The following is a 20,919-nucleotide window of genomic DNA, read 5'->3' as shown; positions in this document are numbered from 1 at the left end:
GTCGCCATTGATGGCGACCATCTCAAGCGTTAACCGAAGCGTGAAAATCCCCCTCTTATTCGATAATTTCTGAAACCCGCCTGAAATCCATCGCTTCGCGCCAGAAAAGCCCAAAATATCGACTATGATTTGTAGTCCGATCCAACGTTAGTCCCAATTTATTTATCGTTTTCAGCCAGTAGCGAATCGCTTGATGTCGTCCATTGCCCCTGCGTGGGCTAAACGAGGCAATTGAATGGAATTCAGATCATTTGAAAAATCCTGGGGCGCAGAAATTCTTGCTGATGACAGCGTCCGTTTTCGTGTTTGGGCACCTGGGCAACAGCAAGTTAGCTTGCGACTCGCCGACAATGATTCGGCGATGCTGCAAGGGGGTGACGGTTGGTTTGAACTGCACGTCAGCGGCGTTGCGCCGGGTGCGGAGTATAACTTTGTATTGGCCGATGGCACGGTCGTGCCCGATCCCGCCGCGCGCGCGCAAAAGGCCGATGTTAACGGCCCTTCTCTGGTGATCGATCCGCAACACTATCGCTGGCAGCAGACCGCGTGGCAAGGTCGGCCGTGGCACGAGACCGTGGTGTACGAACTGCATATCGGTACTTTCACGCCGGAAGGCACTTTCCTGGCGGCCATCGACAAATTGCCGTGGCTGGCCGAGTTGGGCATCACGCAGCTGGAGGTGCTGCCGGTGTCGCAGTTTGGCGGCAATCGCGGTTGGGGCTACGACGGCGTGCTGCTCTATGCTCCGCATGCGGCTTACGGTTCACCGGATGATTTCAAAGCCTTTATCGATGCCGCGCATGCCCACGGTATCTCCGTGGTGCTGGATATCGTGCTCAACCACTTTGGCCCGGAAGGCAACTATCTGCCGCTGCTGGCGCCGGAATTTTTCCATCAGGAACGTATGACGCCGTGGGGCGCCGGTATTGCTTATGATGTCGATGCGGTGCGTCGCTACATCGTGGAAGCGCCACTTTACTGGTTGCAGGAGTTCAACCTGGATGGTTTGCGCTTCGATGCCATCGACCAAATTGAAGACAGCTCCAGCAAACACGCGTTAATCGAGATCGCCGAGCGCATACGTCAGGAAATTCCCGATCGCCCTGTGCATCTCACCACCGAAGATTGCCGTAACGTCATCTTCCTGCATCCCCGCGATAAACAGGGCAACGCGCCACTGTTTACCGGCGAATGGAACGATGATTTTCACAACGCGGTGCATGTTTTCGCCACTGGCGAAACCCACGCTTACTACGAAGATTTTGCCGACGTGCCGGAGAAGTTGGTCGCGCGTGTGTTGACGGAAGGCTTTGCTTATCAGGGCGAACTGTCGCCGCAGAGCGGTCAACGCCGCGGCGTGCCGAGCGCCAGCCAGCCGCCGGTGGCGTTCGTTGATTTCATCCAGAACCACGACCAGGTGGGGAACCGCGCGCAGGGTGACCGCTTGATCAGCCTTGCCGGCAGCGATCGTACCAAAGTGTTGCTGGCCACGCTGCTGCTGTCGCCGCACATTCCGCTGCTGTTTATGGGCGAAGAGTACGGTGAAACCAATCCATTCCTGTTCTTTACTGATTTCCACGGCGATTTGGCCAAAGCGGTGCGTGAGGGTCGCGCGAAAGAGTTTACCGGCCACGCCGGGCATGACGAAGAGGTGCCCGATCCGAATGCTGAGCAAACCTTTACTCGCTCGAAACTCGACTGGAATAAGCTGCAAACGCCTGCAGGCCAACGCTGGCTGGCGTTAACGCGCGAACTGCTGGCGCTGCGTCAGCAATACATCGTGCCGCTACTGGCCGATGCCGGCGGCAACTGCGGCAAAGTGCTCACCACCGCTGAAGGCTTCGTGGCCGTCAGCTGGCGTTTCCCGCAGGGCGAGCTGTCACTAGCACTGAACATCGGCAAGCAAACGCAACCGTTGCCGACGATGCCGGGCCGAACGATTTTCGCCTGGCCGCAAGAAACTGAAGCATTGCCACAACACGCCATCGTGGTGCGTTTGGACCAGGGAGCAACAACATGAGTATTCCAACTGCGACGTACCGCATTCAGTTCCGTAATGGCATGACCTTTGATCGCGCCGCTGCGCTGGTGCCCTATCTGCAACGCCTCGGCATTAGCCATTTGTACGCGTCGCCGATTTTCAGCGCCACCGCCGAATCCACCCACGGTTACGATGTGACGGATGCCAATGAGATCGAACCGGCGATTGGCGGTCGTGACGGTTTTAATCGCCTGGTTGAAGCGTTGCAGGACGCAGAAATGGGTCTGATTCTCGACATCGTACCGAATCACATGGCGGCCTCGCTGGAGAACGCCTGGTGGCGCGATGTGATCGAATATGGCGAGAGCAGCCGCTATGCCAATCATTTCGATATTGACTGGACGCGCCGCCTGACGCTGCCGTTTCTTGGTGACAGCTTTGAGAACGTGCTGGAAAACGGTGAATTGAGCACTAAAGCGCATCCGGAATCCGGCCATCCCGCGCTGGCTTATTACGACAGCTTTTATCCGCTGACGCCCGCCAGCTGGCAGGATCGTGTCGACGAGGTATTGGCAATCACCGATGTGAAGGCGATTGCTGAACTGCATGAGCAGCAGCCGTGGCGCTTAATCAGCTGGCGTGCTGCGCGCAGCGAGCTCTCCTATCGCCGCTTTTTTGAGATCACCGGTCTGGTCGGCGTGCGCGTTGAGGATGAAGCGGTGTTCGCTGAGTCCCACCAGCTGATTCTCGAGCTGGTGCGATCTGGCGCGGTCAGCGGCCTGCGCGTCGATCACGTCGATGGGCTTGCCGATCCGCAAGGCTATTTGCGTCAGTTGCGCCAGGCAACTGGCCCGGATTGCTACATCACGGTGGAGAAAATTCTTGCCGAGGGTGAACAGATTCCTGCCGACTGGCCGATTTCCGGCACCACCGGCTACGAATTTATTGCCGCGCTGTCGCATGCGCTGGTCGATGATTCGCAGATTGATACCCTGCATCTGGCGTATGAAGCCACCACCGGACAACGCAACGACGTTGAAGGCGGACTGCGCGTGGCACGCGAATTGATGGTCGATCGCAATTTCGCCGGTGAGTTTGCGCGTTTACTCAAGCTGGCAACACAAATCGCCGGTACAGAACATCGCAACCTCGGCGAAGCGGAGCTGCATGTCGCATTGCGGGAAATACTGATCGCCTTCCCGGTGTATCGCACTTACGGCCAGCACGATGGCATGCCGCTAGAAGGCGAAGAGCTGCTGCAACAGGTGCTGGAACGCGTAAAAAACAGCGCATCGCCAACGGTGTTGAGTTTGCTGCAGGCGATTCTGCTGGGCGCGGTCTCCGAAGAGAGCGTAAGGGATGCGCACGAATTCCGCGTACGCTTCCAGCAGTTGAGCGGACCGCTGATGGCGAAATCGGTGGAAGATACGTTGTTCTTCCGCAACCACGTGGCATTAGCCATCAATGAAGTGGGCGCAGAACCGCTGCCGCACCCCTTCTCGCTCGCACATTTTCACAGCGAGATGCAAACGCGCCTGCAGCAGCAACCTGATGGCATATCCTCGACCTCAACACACGACACCAAGCGTGGCGAGGATGCGCGTGCGCGACTCTACACGCTGAGTGAAGCGCCCGCGCTGTGGGCCGAACACGTTACACGCTGGCGGCAGATCAATCAGTCGCAGGTGGTGGCGCTGGAAGATGGACCCGCCCCTGAACCGGCAGTGGAATGGATGCTGTATCAGGCGTTAGCCGGCATGTGGCCCACCACGCTGCAGCCGCAGGATGCCAGCGAACTTGAAGAACGCTTTATTCCCTTTGTTGAAAAGGCATTACGCGAAGCCAAGCTGCGCACCGACTGGGCAGAGAGCAACGAAGCATACGAAAAAGCGGTGCTGGATTATGCGCGTCATCTGCTGTCACCGGCAAACCAGCTCTTCCTCAGTGATTTTAGCCACGCCTTGCAACCGTTTATTCAGGCCGGGCTGATCAACAGCCTGACACAAACGGTGATTAAACTGACCGCGCCAGGCGTGCCGGATATCTATCAGGGCAGCGAAGCGCTGGATTTCAGCCTGGTCGATCCCGATAACCGCCGTACGCCGGACTTTGCGCTGCTGGAACAGCAGCTGGAAGAATCGACCCCGCCCGATTTTAACGATGCGCAGCACTGGCTGAGCGGCAAGCTTAAACAGCAAGTGATCGCGCGTTTACTGCATCTGCGCCGTGATTATCCGCAGTTGTTCCGCATGGGGGATTATCAGCCGCTGAATGCCAGCGGAGAACATCAGGAGAAAATCATCGCCTTTGCGCGTCAGGACAGCGATCACGCGCTGCTGGTGATCTTGCCACGCCTGAGCTTCAACAACGCGCAGTGGACGCAAACCGAAGTGGTGCTGACCGAATCACTCGCCCATCGACACTATCGCAACTTATGGACCGGCGAAACGGTGGCGATTGGCGATTACATTGCGCTGGATGAGGCGGCCTCAAGTGCGCCGTTAGTGCTGCTGAGCAGCTGATGCATTACCCGATTAATCTGTATGGAGAATAATTGATGACAAGTAAGCCTTCAGAAATTACAGCAGGTTCGGGACAAGTACTTGGCGCTAACTTTGATGGCGAAGGCGTGAATTTTGCGCTGTTTTCCGCCTGCGCTGAGCGTGTGGAGTTGTGTTTGTATGATGAGAGCGGCGAAAATGAAATTGCCCGCTTCGATCTGCCAGAGTATACCCACGAAGTGTGGCACGGTTATATTCCCGGTTTGCAGCCCGGCGCACTCTATGGTTATCGCGTGCATGGCCCTTACGAGCCGGAAAATGGACATCGCTTTAACCCTAATAAGCTGTTGCTGGATCCGTACGCGCGCGAGCTCGCGGGCGAACTCCATTGGGATGAGTCGCACTTTGCGTACGATCTCCTGCATGAAGATAAAGATTTAAGTTTCGATACCCGCGATAGCGCACCGTTTACCCCGAAATGTCGGGTGATCGATCCCAACGAATTTGACTGGCAAGATGCCAATCGTCCAAATATTCCGTGGTCGAAAACCGTGATTTATGAAGCCCACGTCAAAGGTTTCAGCCAGCTTAATCCGGCGGTGCCGGCTGAAATGCGTGGCACTTACGACGGTTTAAGCAATCAGGCTTCAATCGATTACATTAAAAGTCTGGGTGTGACGACGGTTGAACTGCTGCCAGTGCATGGCTTCCCGGACGATCAGCATCTGCTCGATCGTGGTTTGAAAAACTTCTGGGGCTATAACACGCTGGCCTTCTTCGCACCGGCAACGCGCTACTTTGGCCCGCGCGGCATTCAGGGCTTCCGCGATATGGTGCGCGCCTTCCACGATGCCGGCCTCGAAGTGATTCTGGATGTGGTCTACAACCACACCGCCGAAGGCAACGAACTCGGTCCAACCTTGTCGTTTAAGGGCATCGATAACTACTCCTACTACCGCACGCTGCCGGATCAGCATCGTTACTACATCAACGATACCGGCACCGGCAACACCGTTAACACCTCACATCCGCGCGTACTGCAGATGATTCTGGACTCGCTGCGCTATTGGGCCGAGTCAATGCACGTTGATGGCTTCCGTTTCGATCTCGGCACCGTGCTGGGCCGCGAGCCAGAAGGCTTTGACGAACGTAGTGGCTTCTTCGATGCCATCATGCAGGATCCAGTGCTGTCCAAACTGAAGCTGATTGGTGAACCCTGGGATATCGGACCGGGTGGCTATCAGGTCGGTGGCTTCCCGCCGGGCTGGGCGGAGTGGAACGACAAGTATCGTGATACGGTGCGCGAATACTGGAAAGGTGACATGGTCACCAATGATTTTGCCGCCCGCTTGCTGGGTTCCGGCGATCTCTACGATCAGCGCGGTCGTCGTCCGTGGTCCAGCATCAACTTCCTTACCGCGCATGATGGCTTCACGTTGAACGATTTGGTTTCGTATAACGAGAAACACAACGAAGCCAACGGCGAAGACAACAACGACGGCCACAACGATAACCGTTCGTACAATTACGGCGCCGAAGGCCCGACGGACGATGAAGGCATCAACGCCGTGCGTGAGCGGCAGAAACGCAACTTCCTCGCCACGCTGCTTTTCTCGCACGGCACGCCGATGTTACTGGCGGGCGATGAGTTTGGGCGTAGCCAACTCGGTAACAATAACGGCTATTGTCAGGACAGCGAGATTTCCTGGCTGCATTGGGAAAACCTGCCGCCCTCCGCCGATGCGCTGCGTGATTTCACGCGCCAGGTATTGGCGTTGAGAGCCGCGCAACCGTTATTGCGCCGCGAAAGCTGGCGCGATGGGATGGATATCAAATGGTTCAACGCGGGTGGCGGCTTCCAGCAGGACGATCAATGGGATGATGGCACCACGCTTGGGGTTTATCTCGGCCGCCCGGATCTGCAACCGGAAGAAGGCATCTGGCATGACGTGCTGATGCTGTTTAACCCGTACGAAGGCAACGTGCCGTTCCGCATCCCGCAGTTTGGAGAAGGCGGTTGGGTGCTGGAGCTCTCCACGTCTGACGGCGTTGAAAAGGGATTAGTGATTACCAAAGAGAAGGATTTCGAACTGGAAGGCCGCAGCATGGCACTGTTCCGTAGACCGTAATTATTCCTTCTTGTGATACGCCCTAAATTGCGCCGCTACAGAGTGAGTATTGGTATCCGTAGCGGCGCGATTTATCGCGCTCTGTTGAAATTCCCTCCGCATACGCAATGTCTCCGCAACGTGATGTGTAACCGCTGATAAAAATAAATTAACTAAAAATCCTCATCTGCCGATGTTTATTCATCTGCCCTGCTGCATGCGTTTTTCTGTGGGGCGTTTTTTAGATCAAGGATAATAAGATGACTATCTCGCAACGTCTGTTCGCTACTTTTTCTATTCTGTTTGGTGCCATCATCCTGCAAGCCGTGCTGGCTATTTATTTGCTTTCCGGGTTTCAGGATCGCTTTGAATATGTGCAGGCCAATGCGATTCCCTCGATCAAGGATCTCGGCAAAATGATCGATGAAAGTAATGGACTGGCTTTGACACTGTATAAGCACAAAAGCCAGATTGACAACAGTAAAATGCCCGCCGTTGAGAGTGAAATCCAAAAAAAATTAGCGGAGTTGAAGTCGCAGACGGATTACTACATGGCGCACGATATCTCAAGCGATGAGGATAAGCGCTTAACAGACGTTGCTTATGCCAATATTCAGCAGATTAACGCAACGCTTCCGGCCTTTTTAGCCGCTTCGCAAGCGCATCAAAACGATCTCAGCATGGATTTGATTGACGGTCCCAACGGCATCGGTGCTGCAATACGTCAGCTGATTGCTGATTATCAGAAGCAACTGGCGCTCAATATTGCTATTGGCGAAGAGCTGCGCGCCACTAACCGCAGCACCTTCCACAGCGTCCTGTGGACAACCATCGTGGGCGTGATTGCGACGGTAGTGATTTTTGGTGTGCTGTCGCTGTTCACCGTCCTCCGTATTCGTCGTAGTTTGTCTGCGGCAGGCAAAGTGATGATGGATGCCAGCGAAAACCTTGATCTGACATTGAAGGCGGATGAAAGTCGCCGCGATGAAGTCGGCAACATGGCGCATTCGTTCAATATCTTGATGGTACGCGTTGCCGAAGCGTTATCTTCGGTGCGCCAGGCTTCGCAATCAGTGAGCAGCGCATCAGTGCAGATTTCAGCGGGTAACGAAGATCTCTCTTCTCGCACCGAGCAGCAGGCGGCATCGCTGGAAGAAACGGCCGCCAGTATGACCGAATTAAGTGAAACCGTGCGTCAAACCGCCGAGAACACGCATCAAGCCAGCCAACTTGCCGCTAATGCCAGTACATTGTCAGAGAAGAGTGGCTCTTCACTTACCACCATGCTTTCAACCATGGACAGCATTCGTGGCAGCTCACGCAAAGTAACGGAGATTGTCTCTATTATTGAAGGCATCGCTTTTCAGACCAATATTCTGGCCCTGAACGCCGCGGTAGAAGCTGCGCGCGCGGGCGAACACGGTAAAGGTTTTGCGGTGGTGGCGGGTGAAGTGCGTAATTTATCGCAGCGTTCAACCACCGCCGCGCGCGAAATTAAGATGCTGATTGAAGAGTCACATCGTCTAACGGAAGCGGGTGCGGCTCAGGCCAGCGATGTTGGTCGTAACATGAACGTCATGAACGATGCCATTCATCAAGTTAGTCAGCTAGTGAGCGAAATCGCCGCTGCCGCCGTTGAACAGAGCCAGGGCATTCTGCAGGTTCAGCAAGCGGTAAATCAGATGGACGATGTCACGCAGCAGAACGCCGCGCTGGTGGAAGAAGCGTCAGCCGCTTCCCAGTCACTGCAGGAACAAGCCGGGAATCTTGATCATTTGGTGGGCAAATTTCGTGTTGCTGCAGCGGTAGAAATTCGTCAATCGCAGGCGGTGGTGCGTTCGCCATCGCTGGTCAAGCCATCGCGCGTTGCGGTAGTCAATGACGCGGATTGGCAAAGTTTTTAAACAGTGATTCGCAGGTGCGTAAAACGCGCACCTGCATTATCCAGGCTTTGAAAATATCACATCTTGAGCATTTTCACCGTGGCTTCCACGTCTATCTCTTCTGCCGAAAATATTAAGGTTGTACCCTGAAAGGTGGTGATCGCCAGTTTTTTTAACGAGCGCATTTCATCAGGTTTAACATCTTTTTTCGGCTTAATACTGTTCATCAATAAACCCACAGACAGCACCGGATTTTCCTTATCGATGCGGGTCTCGACAGGCACTTCTTCGCTGTAGACCACGAAGTTTTTGATCGCCGTAAGTTTGAGGCGCTCGCCTGCGATATAGATGTATTTGCTTTCGGGTGACACTTTTACAGCATAAGCTGATAACCCCTTGTTATTGGTGGTGGGTTCAAAAGTGACCGCTGCATCTTTTTTAATTAACTCTGGGTTAGCGACCTTAATCACATGAAAATAGCGGTTATCGCCATTTTCATCTTTGATAAATCCAAAACCTTTGTCCTGAAACCAGGTCGTGATCGTTCCGTTCATCGCCATTGCCGCCTACCTAATCGTTATCTACTCAGTTTTTTCAGCGCGCAGTGTAAAGCACATTGCCTGCGCAGACCACGTCTTTGGTTTAAGTCTGGACGATAAATTTCGGCTCGGCGAATGGATGATTGGTCAGATTCGCCAGTAAGTGAAAAATTCGCTATTATCCGCGCCCACACTCTAGCCGGGCAGCCTGATGACGACGATTATCGATACCTTTATTGCCCCGCCATGCGCTGAAGAGATAGAGATTCTCTCTCACGATGATCATCTGGCGGTGATCAATAAACCCGCTGGGCTGCTCAGCCTGTCGGGGAAAAACCCGTTAAATTTTGATTCTGTGCATCATCGGCTGGTTAAGCAGTTTCCCGGCTGCACGCTGGTGCATCGCCTGGATTTCGGGACATCAGGATTGATGGTGATTGCCCGTAATAAGGCTATTAATGCTGCACTTTGCCAACAGTTCAGCCAGCGTAGCGTGACCAAGATTTACAGCGCGCTACTGTGTGGGCATTTGGAAGACGATGAAGGTGTGATTGATGCAGCGATTGCCAAAGATCCGGCACGCTTCCCACGCATGTCAATCTGCCCCATCAATGGCAAGCCAGCGCGCTCACGCTATCGGGTAATTGAACGTATTGATCAATTGCTGGCAGACGGAACAATACTGCCATTAACGCGAGTGCAACTTACGCCAGAAACCGGACGCACTCACCAGCTGCGCATACATTGTCAGCTGTTGGGTCATCCTATTTTAGGTTGCGATCTGTATGGTGGACTTGTGTTAGCAGGTACCGAACAGACGTCTCGTCTGATGTTACATGCCAGTGAGTTGCATTTTGTGCATCCCATTAGCGGGGAATGCATTGCTGCCCGCCATGCCAGCCCGTTCTGAAGACGTCGTATTGCCGCCGAACGGGCGTCCGGCGTTTAAATCATGTATTACCACATCAAATCATCAGGCACTTTAAAATCAGCGTACGGATCTTCTTCGTCCTGCTCTTCCTGACTCAGTGCGCTATTCAGCACAATACTGTTCGCATCGCGCTGCGCAATTTTATCCGCCACGCTAGCGGGAATGATCGCGTACTGGCTCTCCCCATTGCTATCCACGGCTAATCGCGCAATGGCGAGACGACCGCTAATCAGCTGAGCCTGAGTGATCTTATCCACCATCATTTTTTTGATTAAATTATTGTCGGTGAAATTAAAACCAATATTGCCTTTCGAAATATCAATTTTGTTCATTTCGATAAGCTGCTTAACCTGGGCTTTATGCTCTTTAGATAAGGTCGCTTGCTTTTGCTGTTCACTCAGTTGTTTATCGCGCTCAAGCTGGGCTTTTTTGTTCTCTTCTACCGCCTCTCTTGCTTCACGAGCCTGAACGCGTGATTTTTTAGCCGTTCTCTGGACTTTGTCCATTTTTTTGCTGCTGACCAATCCCGCTTTCAGCATCTGTTCTTGTAAGGTGAGCTTTGTCATTTTGTTTCTAAGTCAGTTGAAAAATTTGGGGGAATTATAGCTGGATTTTTGCCGACTTTACCAGGTTGAGAAGCCTTATTTCATTGTGGAAAATCAGGCCCGGTCCCCCTACAAGAAGCGGGCCTGATGAAATTTTGGCACCCGCGGAGATCAGAACTCCTGACGTGTCGGGCGGAGAACTATCTCATTGATATCAACATCCGCAGGTTGTTCAATAGCAAAAGCGATGGCCCGCGCAACAGAGGCGGCAGGTATAGCCTGTTTATAAAATTCCAGAACATTTTCTGCTGCCGTACCTGATGTCGAGTATTTAAGATCGCTCTCGACGGCGCCAGGTTCAATTGAGGTCACGCGGACTTTATCCCCCACTTCTTGCCGTAACCCTTCAGAAATGGCTCTCACGGCGAATTTGGTGCCCGAATAGACCGTACCGCCAGGCGCAAAAACTTTTATGCCCGCCACCGAACTGAGGTTAATAATATGACCGCTTTCCTGTGCCAGAAAACGTGGCAACGCGGCAGCAATACCATAAAGCGTTCCTTTCAAATTAACATCAATCATCGCGTCCCATTCGTCAGTATTGACCTCTGACATGGGGCGGATTGGCATCAAACCGGCATTGTTTATCAGCACGTCAAGTCTGCCAAAATCACTAATTACGGATGAAACTACTGATTCAACCTGCTGCTTATCAGTCACATCAAGCGTGTACCCTCGGGCATCGCCGCCGCTGCGGATGATGTCCTGCAAAACGTCGTCTGTTTTCGCTTGTCTGCGGGCTGCAATCGCCACTTTGGCACCACGACTGGCGAGCAGTCGGGCAACTTCAGCCCCTATTCCGGTATTACCGCCGGTGATCAATACAACTTTATTTTCAATTCCGTTATTCATGGTATGTCCTCTTAGATAATTAACGCTGCGCGTGGTGCACCGGATAATCCGTAAAACCTTCTTCGCCTCCGCCATACAGGGTGGCGGCGTTAAGTTGGTTAAATGCCCAGCCATTGGCGATGCGTTCGGGCAGATCAGGATTGGCGATAAATGGACGACCAAACGCGATGAGATCCGCCAGCTTTTCCTCAATCATTCGGGCACCGCGCTCTGCTGTGTAGCGACCGGCGTAGATGATGCGACCACTAAATACCGCGCGGATCTCACGACGGAAGGTTTCCGGTAAGTCGGGGGCATTTTCCCAGTCGGCCTCCGCTATAGAGACATAGGCGACACCCGCCTTTTCCAGGATTTTTACCGCTTCGATATAGGTTTTATGCGGATCTTTCTCCACCAGACCGATATAGACGCGATCCTCATCGGTGCTGGTAAATAAAGGCGTAAAGCGAACACCCAGACGATCTGCCCCGACCGCCTTACTGATAGCCTGAACAATTTCATTCAGAAAGCGCAGTCGATTTTCAATAGAACCGCCGTATTCATCTTTACGCTGGTTTGCATGCTCCGAAATGAACTGATTGACCAGATAACCATTCGCCGCATGTATCTCAACGCCATCAAACCCTGCACGGATGGCATTTTTTGCCGCCTGAGCATACATATTCACGAGTTCTTTAATCTCATCACGCGTCAGTTCACGCGGGATTGAAGGGGTCACCAGCGTGCCTTTACCTGGCGCAGTCTCAATAAACGCCTTTGCTTGTTCAGCCTGGAGCGCTGAAGGCGCAACCGGGGCATGTTCACCGGGTTGAAGTGCAGAATGAGAGACGCGCCCCACATGCCAGAGTTGAGCAAAAATAATCCCTCCATCGGCATGAACCGCGCGGGTGACTTTTTTCCAACCCTCAACGTGTTGCTCGGTATAAATTCCCGGTGTCCAGGCATAACCTTGCCCACGGGGTTCAATCTGCGTGCCTTCAGTGACCATGAAACCTGCACCCGCGCGTTGACGGTAGTATTCGGCCATCAGATCGGTGGCTACATTACCCGGCTGTGCACTTCTTTGGCGTGTAAGTGGGGGAAATACGATGCGATTTTTCAGGGTGTACGGTCCGAGCGTGGCTGAATCGAACAAGGCTTTATTATTCATAAGGATTTTCCATAGGTGATAACGATGAGCGGTGGCAGATGAGCGTCCTGCCACCTTCACTCCATCAACGGCATGCTTAGCGGATAAATCAGCTGCGCCGTCCTGGCTGTCGAGAGCACTTAAATTAGACCAGTCGTCTAACGGCTGGGTAAGTTAAAATGTGCCTGACGCAGAAACGCTTACTGAGATAAGCTCTTTGCTGCCTGTTCAATGACAGCCGCAATTTTTTCCGGTTGTGATGCGTAAATGGCATGGTTGCCTTTCAGTTCAGTCACGGTGCTGCGCGCGCGTTTGGCCATAAAGCGCTCCAGTTCTGGATTGATAGCACGATCCTGAGTGGCCACAACCGCCCAGCTTGGCTTCGTTTTCCATGCAGGCGCGCCAGCGGGCGCAGCGAACGCTGCGACTGCAGGCATCACCTGTGAACGCGCCAGCAAGTCTGTCTCTTTCACCGGCAGATCAGCCGCAAAGTCAGCGTGGAAATTTTCCGGCTTGATATAAAGGAAGTGATCAGGTGTTTCCGTAATCGATTTGGCGGCAGACGGATATTTTTTCGCCAGGCTCAGTAAAGAGTCACCTTCCTCTGGTTGAAACGCTGCGATGTAAACCAGGCCCGCAACTGAAGGATCATTTCCTGCATCACTGATAATCATGCCGCCGTAGCTATGACCGACCAGCAGGGATTTGCCCTGTTGTAACGCCAGCACACGTCGCGTGGCTGCGGCATCATCCGCCAGCGATGTTTGCGGCTCCTGAACAATCGACACTTTATAGCCCGCTTTATCCAGAATACGCGCCACTGGGTTCCAACCTGAGCCATCAACAAACGCCCCGTGTACCAGAACAATGTTTTTTACTGGCTCAGCCAGTGATGATTGTGCATAGAATGACATCACCAAGCTTAATGCCGCAGCAGTAATTGATTTTTTAAACATGATTAATTTCCTTAAATTTTTGATTAAATAACTAATTATGCATTGAGCTGGGTAATCAGCTCTGCCGCCGTCGCTGCTGAGGACGTTGGGTTTTGTCCGGTAATCAGCAGACCATCGCTGACCACATACGAACTCCAGTCCGCACCCTTGGAATAAATTCCGCCTTTGGCAATCAGTTCATCTTCCACCAGGAAAGGCACTATCTGCGTCAGACCTACCGCTTCCTCTTCGCTATTGGTAAAACCGGTGACCTTACGGCCTTCAACCAGAGGTTTTCCTGCGGGTGTTTTCACATGCCGCAGCACGCCAGGCGCATGACAAACGAGAGCGACATGCTTGTTGGCCGCGAGGAATGCTTCGATAAGTGCAATGGAGTTTTTGTCTTCGGCAAGATCCCACAGCGGGCCGTGGCCACCCGGATAAAACACGGCGTCATAGTCAGCTTGTGAAACGGTATCGAGGCGAACCGTCGCTGCGAGTTGCGCTGTAGCTTCAGCGTCGGCCTCAAAGCGGTGAGTCTGCTCTGTCTGAAAGTCCGGTTCATTACTTTTTGGGTCTAAAGGCGGGTTACCGCCCTTCGGTGAGGCTAACGTAATCTCAGCGCCGGCCTCTTTAAATGCGTAGTAAGGGGCGGCTAGCTCTTCCAGCCAAAAGCCGGTTTTACGGCCAGTGTCGCCCAGTGTGTCGTGTGAGGTTAAAACCATAAGAATCTTCATTATTCATCTCCTGCGTCATAGAGTAGAAAGCATTGATTAGACCGGTCGTCTATAAACTGCGTAAACATTAAGGCGCTTATCGGCTTGGTCTGTCGAGCCTTCGTTGCCATGGATGTAAACTAACAACAATTAGACCGGTCGTCTATAGGTAATAGTAAAATAATTCATTGTGCCTTTATGAGTCACCTGCTGATAACAGCGCTAAGCATGAGCAGAAAGAGTTAAGGTGATCACGCTCTTTATCCGCGGCTTATCTTCACCGGTGAACAAGGCTTTCAATCCACCTTTTTCGCCCAAACAGCCTGCGCGTTGGTGAATTCACGCAGCCCGAAGTGTGAAAGTTCGCGGCCATAACCACTCTTTTTCACGCCGCCAACCGGGATGCGGGCGTTAGTGGCGGAAAATCCGTTGATAAACACACCACCTGTTTCTAAGCGTCGCGCGATTCGCTGAGCACGGGAAATATCGCCGGTCCAGAGGTTGCCGCCTAAGCCGTAATCGCTGGTATTCGCCAGCTCAATGGCGTGTTCAACGTCATCCGCAATAGAAATCGCAGCAACTGGACCAAACGTCTCCTCATCAAATGCGGCCATTCCTGGGACGACTTTGCCTAATACGGTAGGCTCATAAAAATTGCCGCTTCCCGCAATTTTTTTACCGCCCAAAAGGAGCGTCGCGCCTGCTGCCAGCGTTCGTTCCACTTGATTATGCAACTCATCCCGCAAATCTTTTCGCGCCATTGGGCCTACTCTGTTCTGCAAATCCAGCGGATCGCCGACTTTCAACTCACGAACGGCAGCAATGAATTTTTGGGTGAATTCCTCTGCGATAGGTTTTTCCAGAATAAATCGTTTCGCGGCTAAGCACACCTGACCCGCATTTTGGAACCGCGCTTCCACACCTGCTTTAACCGCCAAATCAATATTGGCATCAGCAAGCACGATAAAAGCATCCGAGCCCCCGAGTTCAAGCAAGCTTTTTTTCAGCGCTTTGCCCGCAATGGCCGCAACGGCAGAACCCGCCCGCATACTTCCGGTCAGCGTCACCGCGGCAACGCGCTCATCCTCAATCACTTTTGCAACGGTTTCGTTATCCGCAATGAGATTGGTGAATAAGCCTTTAGGGAAACCTGCATGTTCATAGGCATCCTGCAAAGCATACGCAGAGCCCATCACATTTGGCGCATGCTTCAGGATAAAGCCGTTACCCGACAGCATAATCGGCCCGGAGGCTCGAATGACCTGCCATAACGGGAAGTTCCATGGCATGACGGCCAAAATGGCGCCAATCGGCAGATAAGAAACATATACCGCATCATCGTTTTCAACACGGACAGGGTCATCAGCGAGAATGGCAGGACCATTGTCGGCAATCCAATCAATGGTGGCCGCACATTTCTCAACTTCTGCGCGGGAGGCTGACAGGGTTTTCCCCATTTCCGCGGTAATAATCCCCGCCAAACTTTCTGAACGCTCACGCAATATAGCCGATAAACGGCGATAGGCTACTACGCGCTCTGTCATCGGCGTCGCACGCCACAAACGAAAAGCCGCGCTATTGTCTGCCAGCATATGTTCGACTTCATCAGCCGTCTGGAAGGGATAGGTTGCAATTAACGCGTCGGTCGCAGGATTTCGCGAAGTCGCGACGTTGAGAGAGGGTGTATTCAGCGTATTAGGTTGAGATGACATTGTGATGGCCTCCAGGTGGATTAAGAGAAGCACGTTGTGTGCTGCTGGTAAATCCAGTGTAAGCAGACCCCATCATCTCAGGAAGGCGTCTTGTTATCCTATGACTGTGAGTCACACGCAACATGTCGGGGGATGTAGGTCACCAGTGAGAGATCGGGTCTTCCCTCTGGCGTAAGCGCGACATAGGTAAATTCAATATGCCCCGAAATGGGGTGCAAAAGTCGCTTGCTTCCCTCGCCCATGCCTTTCACCTCGGTATCCTGCCACCACGTCTTAAATTCAGGACTCTTTTGGGCGAGTTCGTCAATGATAAGGTCGAAAGGCCTTTTGTCCTGAGCATGCGCGCGTGACGCGCGAAAAACAGAGATCATTCCTCGCGCCATCTGCTCCCAATCGAGGATTTGCGTGCGGTAAGGCCGATAAAGAAACAGGAGCCGCAACGTATTACGTTCATGTGGTTGCAGCGAACCATAATCGATAAACAAATCAGCGATAGCACTATTCCAGGCAAGAATATCCAGCCGGGCATTCCTCACGTACGCCGGAATGGGATCGATTGCTCGCACTAAACTTTCCAGACCGTCACTCACCCCATCCTCAATCGTGCGTGGCGTCGGTTCTTCGCGCGGTGAAAGCGCAAAAAGATGGGATGACTCAATTCGGTCAAGCCGGAGAACTTTCGCGATACGCTGTAAAGCATCAGCCGAGGGTTTGATCTCCCTTCCTTGCTCCAGCCACGTATACCAACTGACGCTGACACCGGCCAGCACGGCGACTTCCTCACGGCGTAAACCCGGCGTACGGCGTGCACCCTTTTGCATGCCGAAGTCCTGAGGATCCAATCTCGCACGTCGGCTGACCAGGAAAGCACCCAGTTCCCGACGTTGCTCTGGAGAAGTCTTTTTTACCATTTGGCGTTCAATCTTATCGGTTGTACATCCGTTTTTAATACACGCGATCTCAATCACATGAAAGCTTTTTGAACAGGCTGGGCAATGAATAGGGTCAGCGATTATCGAAAAAAAGCCAATGCTACACCTGGGTGATCATCTCTGTGGATGCAACAGAGTTGATCACCCAGTGCGGACGGCTCACGTCATCATGAAATTCCTTCATGTTCGATGAAATTAAATCACTTTTTTTCAACCGGTGACTCAGGCATAAAAGATGTATTGTTAATAACTTAAGATAATATGAAGCCTGCTGATCAAGCGTTCCAGAGCGACATTGGAAAATTTTGCAATCGAGCATTTCACAAGGCTTTATATTCGTAACCGGGAAGCAAAACTAAAATGAATAACGCGTTTACTTTTACTGTTAAGAGCCTTCGCTTCGACGAAAATTATAATCCTTCTGGAAATACTCGCATCACCACCAACTTTGCGAATTTGGCCAGAGGCGAGAAACGTCAGGAGAATCTGCGCAACGCGCTTGTGATGATTGATAACCGCTTCAATTCACTGGCGAATTGGGACAACCCTAAAAGCGATCGTTACGCTGTTGAGCTGGAAATTATTTCTGCCGAGCTGAATCTTAGTGCCGAAGGCAACGCCACCACCTTCCCGGTGATTGAAATATTGAAGACCAATATCGTTGATAAAAAAACCAACGAGCGCATTGAAGGGATTGTGGGTAATAACTTCTCCTCTTATGTCCGTGATTATGACTTCAGCGTACTGCTGTCTGAACACAACAAGAATCACCCCGAATTCCGCACGCCAGATAACTTTGGCGATCTGCATGGGAATATATTCAAGCACTTTGTTAACTCTGATGCTTACAAAAAGAACTTCACTAAAGCACCGGTTATTTGTTTGAGTGTGTCAAGTAAGAACACCTATTACCGCACCGGTAATGAGCACCCGGTGTTAGGTATTGAATACCAACAGGATGAACTCTCCCTGACTGATGAATACTTCGGCAAAATGGGCTTGCGGGCGCGCTATTTCATGCCGGCAAACAGTGTTGCGCCATTGGCCTTTTATTTCCATGGCGATTTGCTGAGTGATTACACCAACCTTGAGCTGATCAGCACCATCAGCACCATGGAAACTTTCCAGAAGATTTACCGCCCTGAGATTTACAATGCGAATTCTGCTGCCGGTAAACTGTATCAGCCAAGCCTGAACCATCTGGACTACTCATTAACCCAAATTGTTTATGATCGCGAAGAACGTAGCCATCTGGCTGTTGAACAAGGGAAGTTCACGGAAGAGTGCTTCATCAAGCCTTACCAAACTGTTCTTGAGCAATGGTTTGCTAATTCCGTTCTTTGATTACCCATAAAAATATAAGGTCACCTGCTATGAAAAAATTATTACCGACTTCCACTGCTGGTAGTTTACCGAAACCGTCCTGGCTTGCTCAGCCTGAGGTACTTTGGTCACCGTGGAAATTGCAAGATCAGGAATTAAACGACGGCAAACACGATGCGCTGCGCTTGTGCCTGGACGATCAACAGCAGGCAGGAATTGATATCGTTAGTGATGGCGAGCAAACGCGCCAGCACTTTGTTACCACCTTTATTGAACACCTCAATGGCGTGGATTTTGAGAAGCGCGAGATCGTTAAAATTCGCGATCGTTATGATGCAAGTGTACCGACCGTCGTTGGTCCTGTGAGTCGTCAAAAATCTGTGTTTGTAGAAGATGCGAAGTTTTTGCGTCAACAAACTGATCGTCCAATTAAGTGGGCGCTGCCAGGTCCAATGACCATGATCGATACGCTTTATGACAACCACTATAAAAGCCGCGAAAAACTTGCCTGGGAGTTCGCTAAAATTCTCAATGAAGAAGCGAAAGAATTAGAGGCGGTGGGCGTCGATATTATCCAGTTTGATGAGCCTGCATTTAATGTCTTCTTCGACGAAGTGAATGATTGGGGTATCGCGACCTTAGAAAGAGCCATTGAAGGGCTGAAATGCGAAACTGCTGTGCATATTTGCTATGGCTATGGCATCAAAGCCAATACCGACTGGAAAAAGACGCTGGGCACCGAGTGGCGTCAATATGAAGAGATTTTCCCTAAACTGCAGAAGTCGAATATCGATATCATCTCACTGGAGTGTCAAAACTCGCATGTGCCGATGGAATTGATGGAACTGATTCGTGGCAAAAAAGTGATGGTTGGCGCCATTGACGTGGCAAGCAATACCATTGAAACCCCAGAAGAAGTTGCCGCAACGCTGCGTAAAGCACTGCAGTTTGTCGATGCCGACAAGCTCTATCCGTGCACCAACTGCGGCATGATTCCGCTGCCTCGTGGCGTGGCAAGGGGCAAGTTAGATGCGTTGAGCGCAGGTGCAGAAATTGTTCGCAAAGAGCTGCTGAATAAATAACTCCAGCAAACAGTAGCGCTAATTAAAACTCAGTCCGGAATTGTTGCCAAACACTAACCGGACTGAGCAGCTGAATTAGGGTTGGGTAATCTGCCCACCCGATTTTCTGAAATCAATCACCATCGTATTCCCATCCTGAAAGGCGTCAAAATCCGTTCCCTGCGAGAAATACTGACGCGGTTTCATCACTCTCATTTCGTCCGTTGCTTTCACCGCTTTTAACCTCAAGCCTGCATGTTTGATAAGAGCCAGCCAAATCCACGGCTCAGACTCACCCAGCATTTTCATCCGGATATGATCAATGATGGGGAAATTACGAATATTGATTTGTACTTCCGGGGCATCATTTAACTGCCCAATAAAAGCGAGGGAATCGATCGATTGTGCAGTGGGAGCTGACAGCGTGATTTTAATCTGATTCATCACCTGCATTTGATAACGTTGATCGTTCACCACCGTATTGAAACTTATCAACATCACCACCAGATGGTAAAACAGCAAAATTACGCTGGCGCCCGCTAGCCAGTTTCTCATTGCAGGTAGAGATTGCACCGATACGTAGAAACAGAACAGGAAAGCAATGCTGCATGCGCCGAGCATGCGTGGAGCAATTAACGGTGTAGCTAATGCCAAAGAAAGTCCGGGAATTGCCGCGATGACAACGACTCCCGCAGTGAACATCAATATCCCCGCACTTAGCGTCAATTTCCGCTGCTGTTTAAGGTTTCGAGCCATCAAAATAAGGCCGGAAAACAACATAAGCAGAGGCAGCAAGACAAATATCATCATGCCACGCGGATAGGCGCTGAGAATAAGGTGACTGAACGCTTTAATCGTATCGATGAACACTAACAGTGAATCTGCGTCCGGTGATAACAGCTGACTGTGTTTCATGCTGTACCAATCGATCTTCACCGGCAATAAATAATTCATCGCGAATTTATAAACCAGAATAGCAATACCCAACGCAATGAGTTTCCCGAATAGCCACTTTCAGCTGAATTGATCGTGATTGAGCCGGGAGACGAGAAGCAAGGCTACGCAGGCAATATAGACATTAAGTCCTGGCTGATAGAGCGTCTGAATGAGCAATAACACCAGGGCAGTGTAAATGACCGCCTGAAACAGGTTAACTCGGTTGACCAGGCTTGCCAGCATGGCGCCAGTGAATGACAAAAGTATGGTTAGACTGTCATAGGTATAGAGCATGCCCTGCGTCAGAAAGGGATTAAGGACGACAAAAAGTGGCGGTACAAATGACCAGAAACCCGTAAGCGGACTTCTCAATTTTTCTGTGTAAAACACACTAGCAATACTTAACGCCAGCAGTCCAAGAAGTAAATTAAGCGGAGAAACATCGCTGACCGTATTACCAAATGAGATGAGGGACTGTAATAACCAGGTGCCCGGCCTGCCGTTACTTAGCCACGTCGAACTCGCCCCATCCAGTACTCTGTAAAGATCATCCCGATAATAAATTTTGTTGGTCCACACAGGAAGCGTGGCCAGCATTGCCACCATCATGGTCAAAGCGATACGCGGCATCCGGCTTACTGACGGAGGATCATTTACGGGCATCATGTTCTCACCAAATTCCCAGCGAATTAGCGCAGGCGGCTTTTCATCTCCGCGTAGTTACAGCCTAGTGTAGGCGGTTTTTTTCGAAGGGAGGGTCAGGGATGATAAACAT

General features: G+C 51.6%; 17 protein-coding genes. 7 read left to right on the top strand and 10 right to left on the bottom strand.

The features are described from left to right. Positions 1-235 precede the first annotated feature (235 nt). From treZ to AC6I8K_RS19720, 4 genes are all read left to right on the top strand, one after another. On the top strand, positions 236-2,020 hold the full coding sequence (treZ, locus tag AC6I8K_RS19735; RefSeq protein WP_483818023.1) for a malto-oligosyltrehalose trehalohydrolase: 1,785 nt from the start codon (positions 236-238) through the stop codon (positions 2,018-2,020). Then, a complete protein-coding gene (treY, locus tag AC6I8K_RS19730; RefSeq protein WP_497827366.1) occupies positions 2,017-4,503 on the top strand; it encodes a malto-oligosyltrehalose synthase in 2,487 nt (828 codons plus the stop codon). The genes treZ and treY overlap by 4 nt, the downstream gene beginning before the upstream one ends. A gap of 35 nt (positions 4,504-4,538) precedes the next feature. After that, on the top strand, positions 4,539-6,611 hold the full coding sequence (glgX, locus tag AC6I8K_RS19725) for a glycogen debranching protein GlgX (protein ID WP_064740202.1): 2,073 nt from the start codon (positions 4,539-4,541) through the stop codon (positions 6,609-6,611). 239 nt (positions 6,612-6,850) lie between these two features. After that, a complete protein-coding gene (locus tag AC6I8K_RS19720) occupies positions 6,851-8,494 on the top strand; it encodes a methyl-accepting chemotaxis protein (RefSeq protein ID WP_497827365.1) in 1,644 nt (547 codons plus the stop codon). A 56-nt stretch (positions 8,495-8,550) separates the two neighbouring features. Here the strand turns inward: AC6I8K_RS19720 and AC6I8K_RS19715 are convergent, their stop codons facing one another. Continuing rightward, positions 8,551-9,033 carry a cold-shock protein gene (locus AC6I8K_RS19715; RefSeq protein ID WP_497827364.1) on the bottom strand — a complete coding sequence of 161 codons (483 nt, stop codon included), beginning with the start codon at positions 9,031-9,033 and terminating at the stop codon, positions 8,551-8,553. 190 nt (positions 9,034-9,223) lie between these two features. Here AC6I8K_RS19715 and AC6I8K_RS19710 point away from each other — a divergent pair, with 190 nt between their 5' ends. Next, entirely contained in the window at positions 9,224-9,922 is a 699-nt protein-coding gene (locus tag AC6I8K_RS19710; protein WP_497827363.1) for an RluA family pseudouridine synthase, read from the top strand. A gap of 47 nt (positions 9,923-9,969) precedes the next feature. On the opposite strand, the gene AC6I8K_RS19705 is transcribed toward AC6I8K_RS19710, so the two are convergent. The 7 genes from AC6I8K_RS19705 to AC6I8K_RS19675 form a co-directional block, all read right to left on the bottom strand. Then, positions 9,970-10,509, bottom strand: coding sequence for a DUF2058 domain-containing protein (locus AC6I8K_RS19705; protein ID WP_483818027.1), 540 nt, complete (start codon positions 10,507-10,509; stop codon positions 9,970-9,972). Positions 10,510-10,659: 150 nt separating this feature from the next. Continuing rightward, positions 10,660-11,400: an SDR family oxidoreductase gene (locus tag AC6I8K_RS19700; RefSeq protein ID WP_497827362.1), complete on the bottom strand. Its 741-nt coding sequence runs from the start codon at positions 11,398-11,400 to the stop codon at positions 10,660-10,662. 19 nt (positions 11,401-11,419) lie between these two features. Further along, entirely contained in the window at positions 11,420-12,550 is a 1,131-nt protein-coding gene (locus AC6I8K_RS19695; protein ID WP_064740207.1) for an alkene reductase, read from the bottom strand. Between the two features lie 179 nt (positions 12,551-12,729). Then, a complete protein-coding gene (locus tag AC6I8K_RS19690) occupies positions 12,730-13,485 on the bottom strand; it encodes an alpha/beta fold hydrolase (protein ID WP_497827361.1) in 756 nt (251 codons plus the stop codon). A 35-nt stretch (positions 13,486-13,520) separates the two neighbouring features. Further along, on the bottom strand, positions 13,521-14,201 hold the full coding sequence (locus tag AC6I8K_RS19685) for a type 1 glutamine amidotransferase domain-containing protein (RefSeq protein ID WP_483818031.1): 681 nt from the start codon (positions 14,199-14,201) through the stop codon (positions 13,521-13,523). Between the two features lie 275 nt (positions 14,202-14,476). Continuing rightward, on the bottom strand, positions 14,477-15,871 hold the full coding sequence (locus AC6I8K_RS19680) for an NAD-dependent succinate-semialdehyde dehydrogenase (RefSeq protein WP_497827661.1): 1,395 nt from the start codon (positions 15,869-15,871) through the stop codon (positions 14,477-14,479). 119 nt (positions 15,872-15,990) lie between these two features. Further along, on the bottom strand, positions 15,991-16,803 hold the full coding sequence (locus AC6I8K_RS19675) for a helix-turn-helix transcriptional regulator (RefSeq protein ID WP_483818521.1): 813 nt from the start codon (positions 16,801-16,803) through the stop codon (positions 15,991-15,993). Positions 16,804-17,184: 381 nt separating this feature from the next. On the opposite strand from AC6I8K_RS19675, the gene AC6I8K_RS19670 reads away from it, so the two are divergent. Continuing rightward, positions 17,185-18,168 (top strand): DUF1852 domain-containing protein, encoded by a 984-nt coding sequence (locus AC6I8K_RS19670; protein ID WP_483818032.1) that lies wholly within the window; start codon positions 17,185-17,187, stop codon positions 18,166-18,168. A gap of 29 nt (positions 18,169-18,197) precedes the next feature. Next, entirely contained in the window at positions 18,198-19,229 is a 1,032-nt protein-coding gene (locus tag AC6I8K_RS19665) for a methionine synthase (protein ID WP_483818033.1), read from the top strand. Positions 19,230-19,304: 75 nt separating this feature from the next. Here the strand turns inward: AC6I8K_RS19665 and AC6I8K_RS19660 are convergent, their stop codons facing one another. Together AC6I8K_RS19660 and AC6I8K_RS19655 are read right to left on the bottom strand one after the other, a co-directional pair. Continuing rightward, positions 19,305-20,195: a hypothetical protein gene (locus AC6I8K_RS19660; RefSeq protein ID WP_497827360.1), complete on the bottom strand. Its 891-nt coding sequence runs from the start codon at positions 20,193-20,195 to the stop codon at positions 19,305-19,307. Positions 20,196-20,222: 27 nt separating this feature from the next. Further along, on the bottom strand, positions 20,223-20,810 hold the full coding sequence (locus AC6I8K_RS19655) for a glucosyltransferase domain-containing protein (protein ID WP_497827359.1): 588 nt from the start codon (positions 20,808-20,810) through the stop codon (positions 20,223-20,225). Positions 20,811-20,919: the final 109 nt, after the last annotated feature.

The organism is Pantoea sp. X-Soil-ISGK-421, from assembly GCF_059730785.1.
This window is presented reverse-complemented; position numbering and strand designations above follow the sequence as displayed.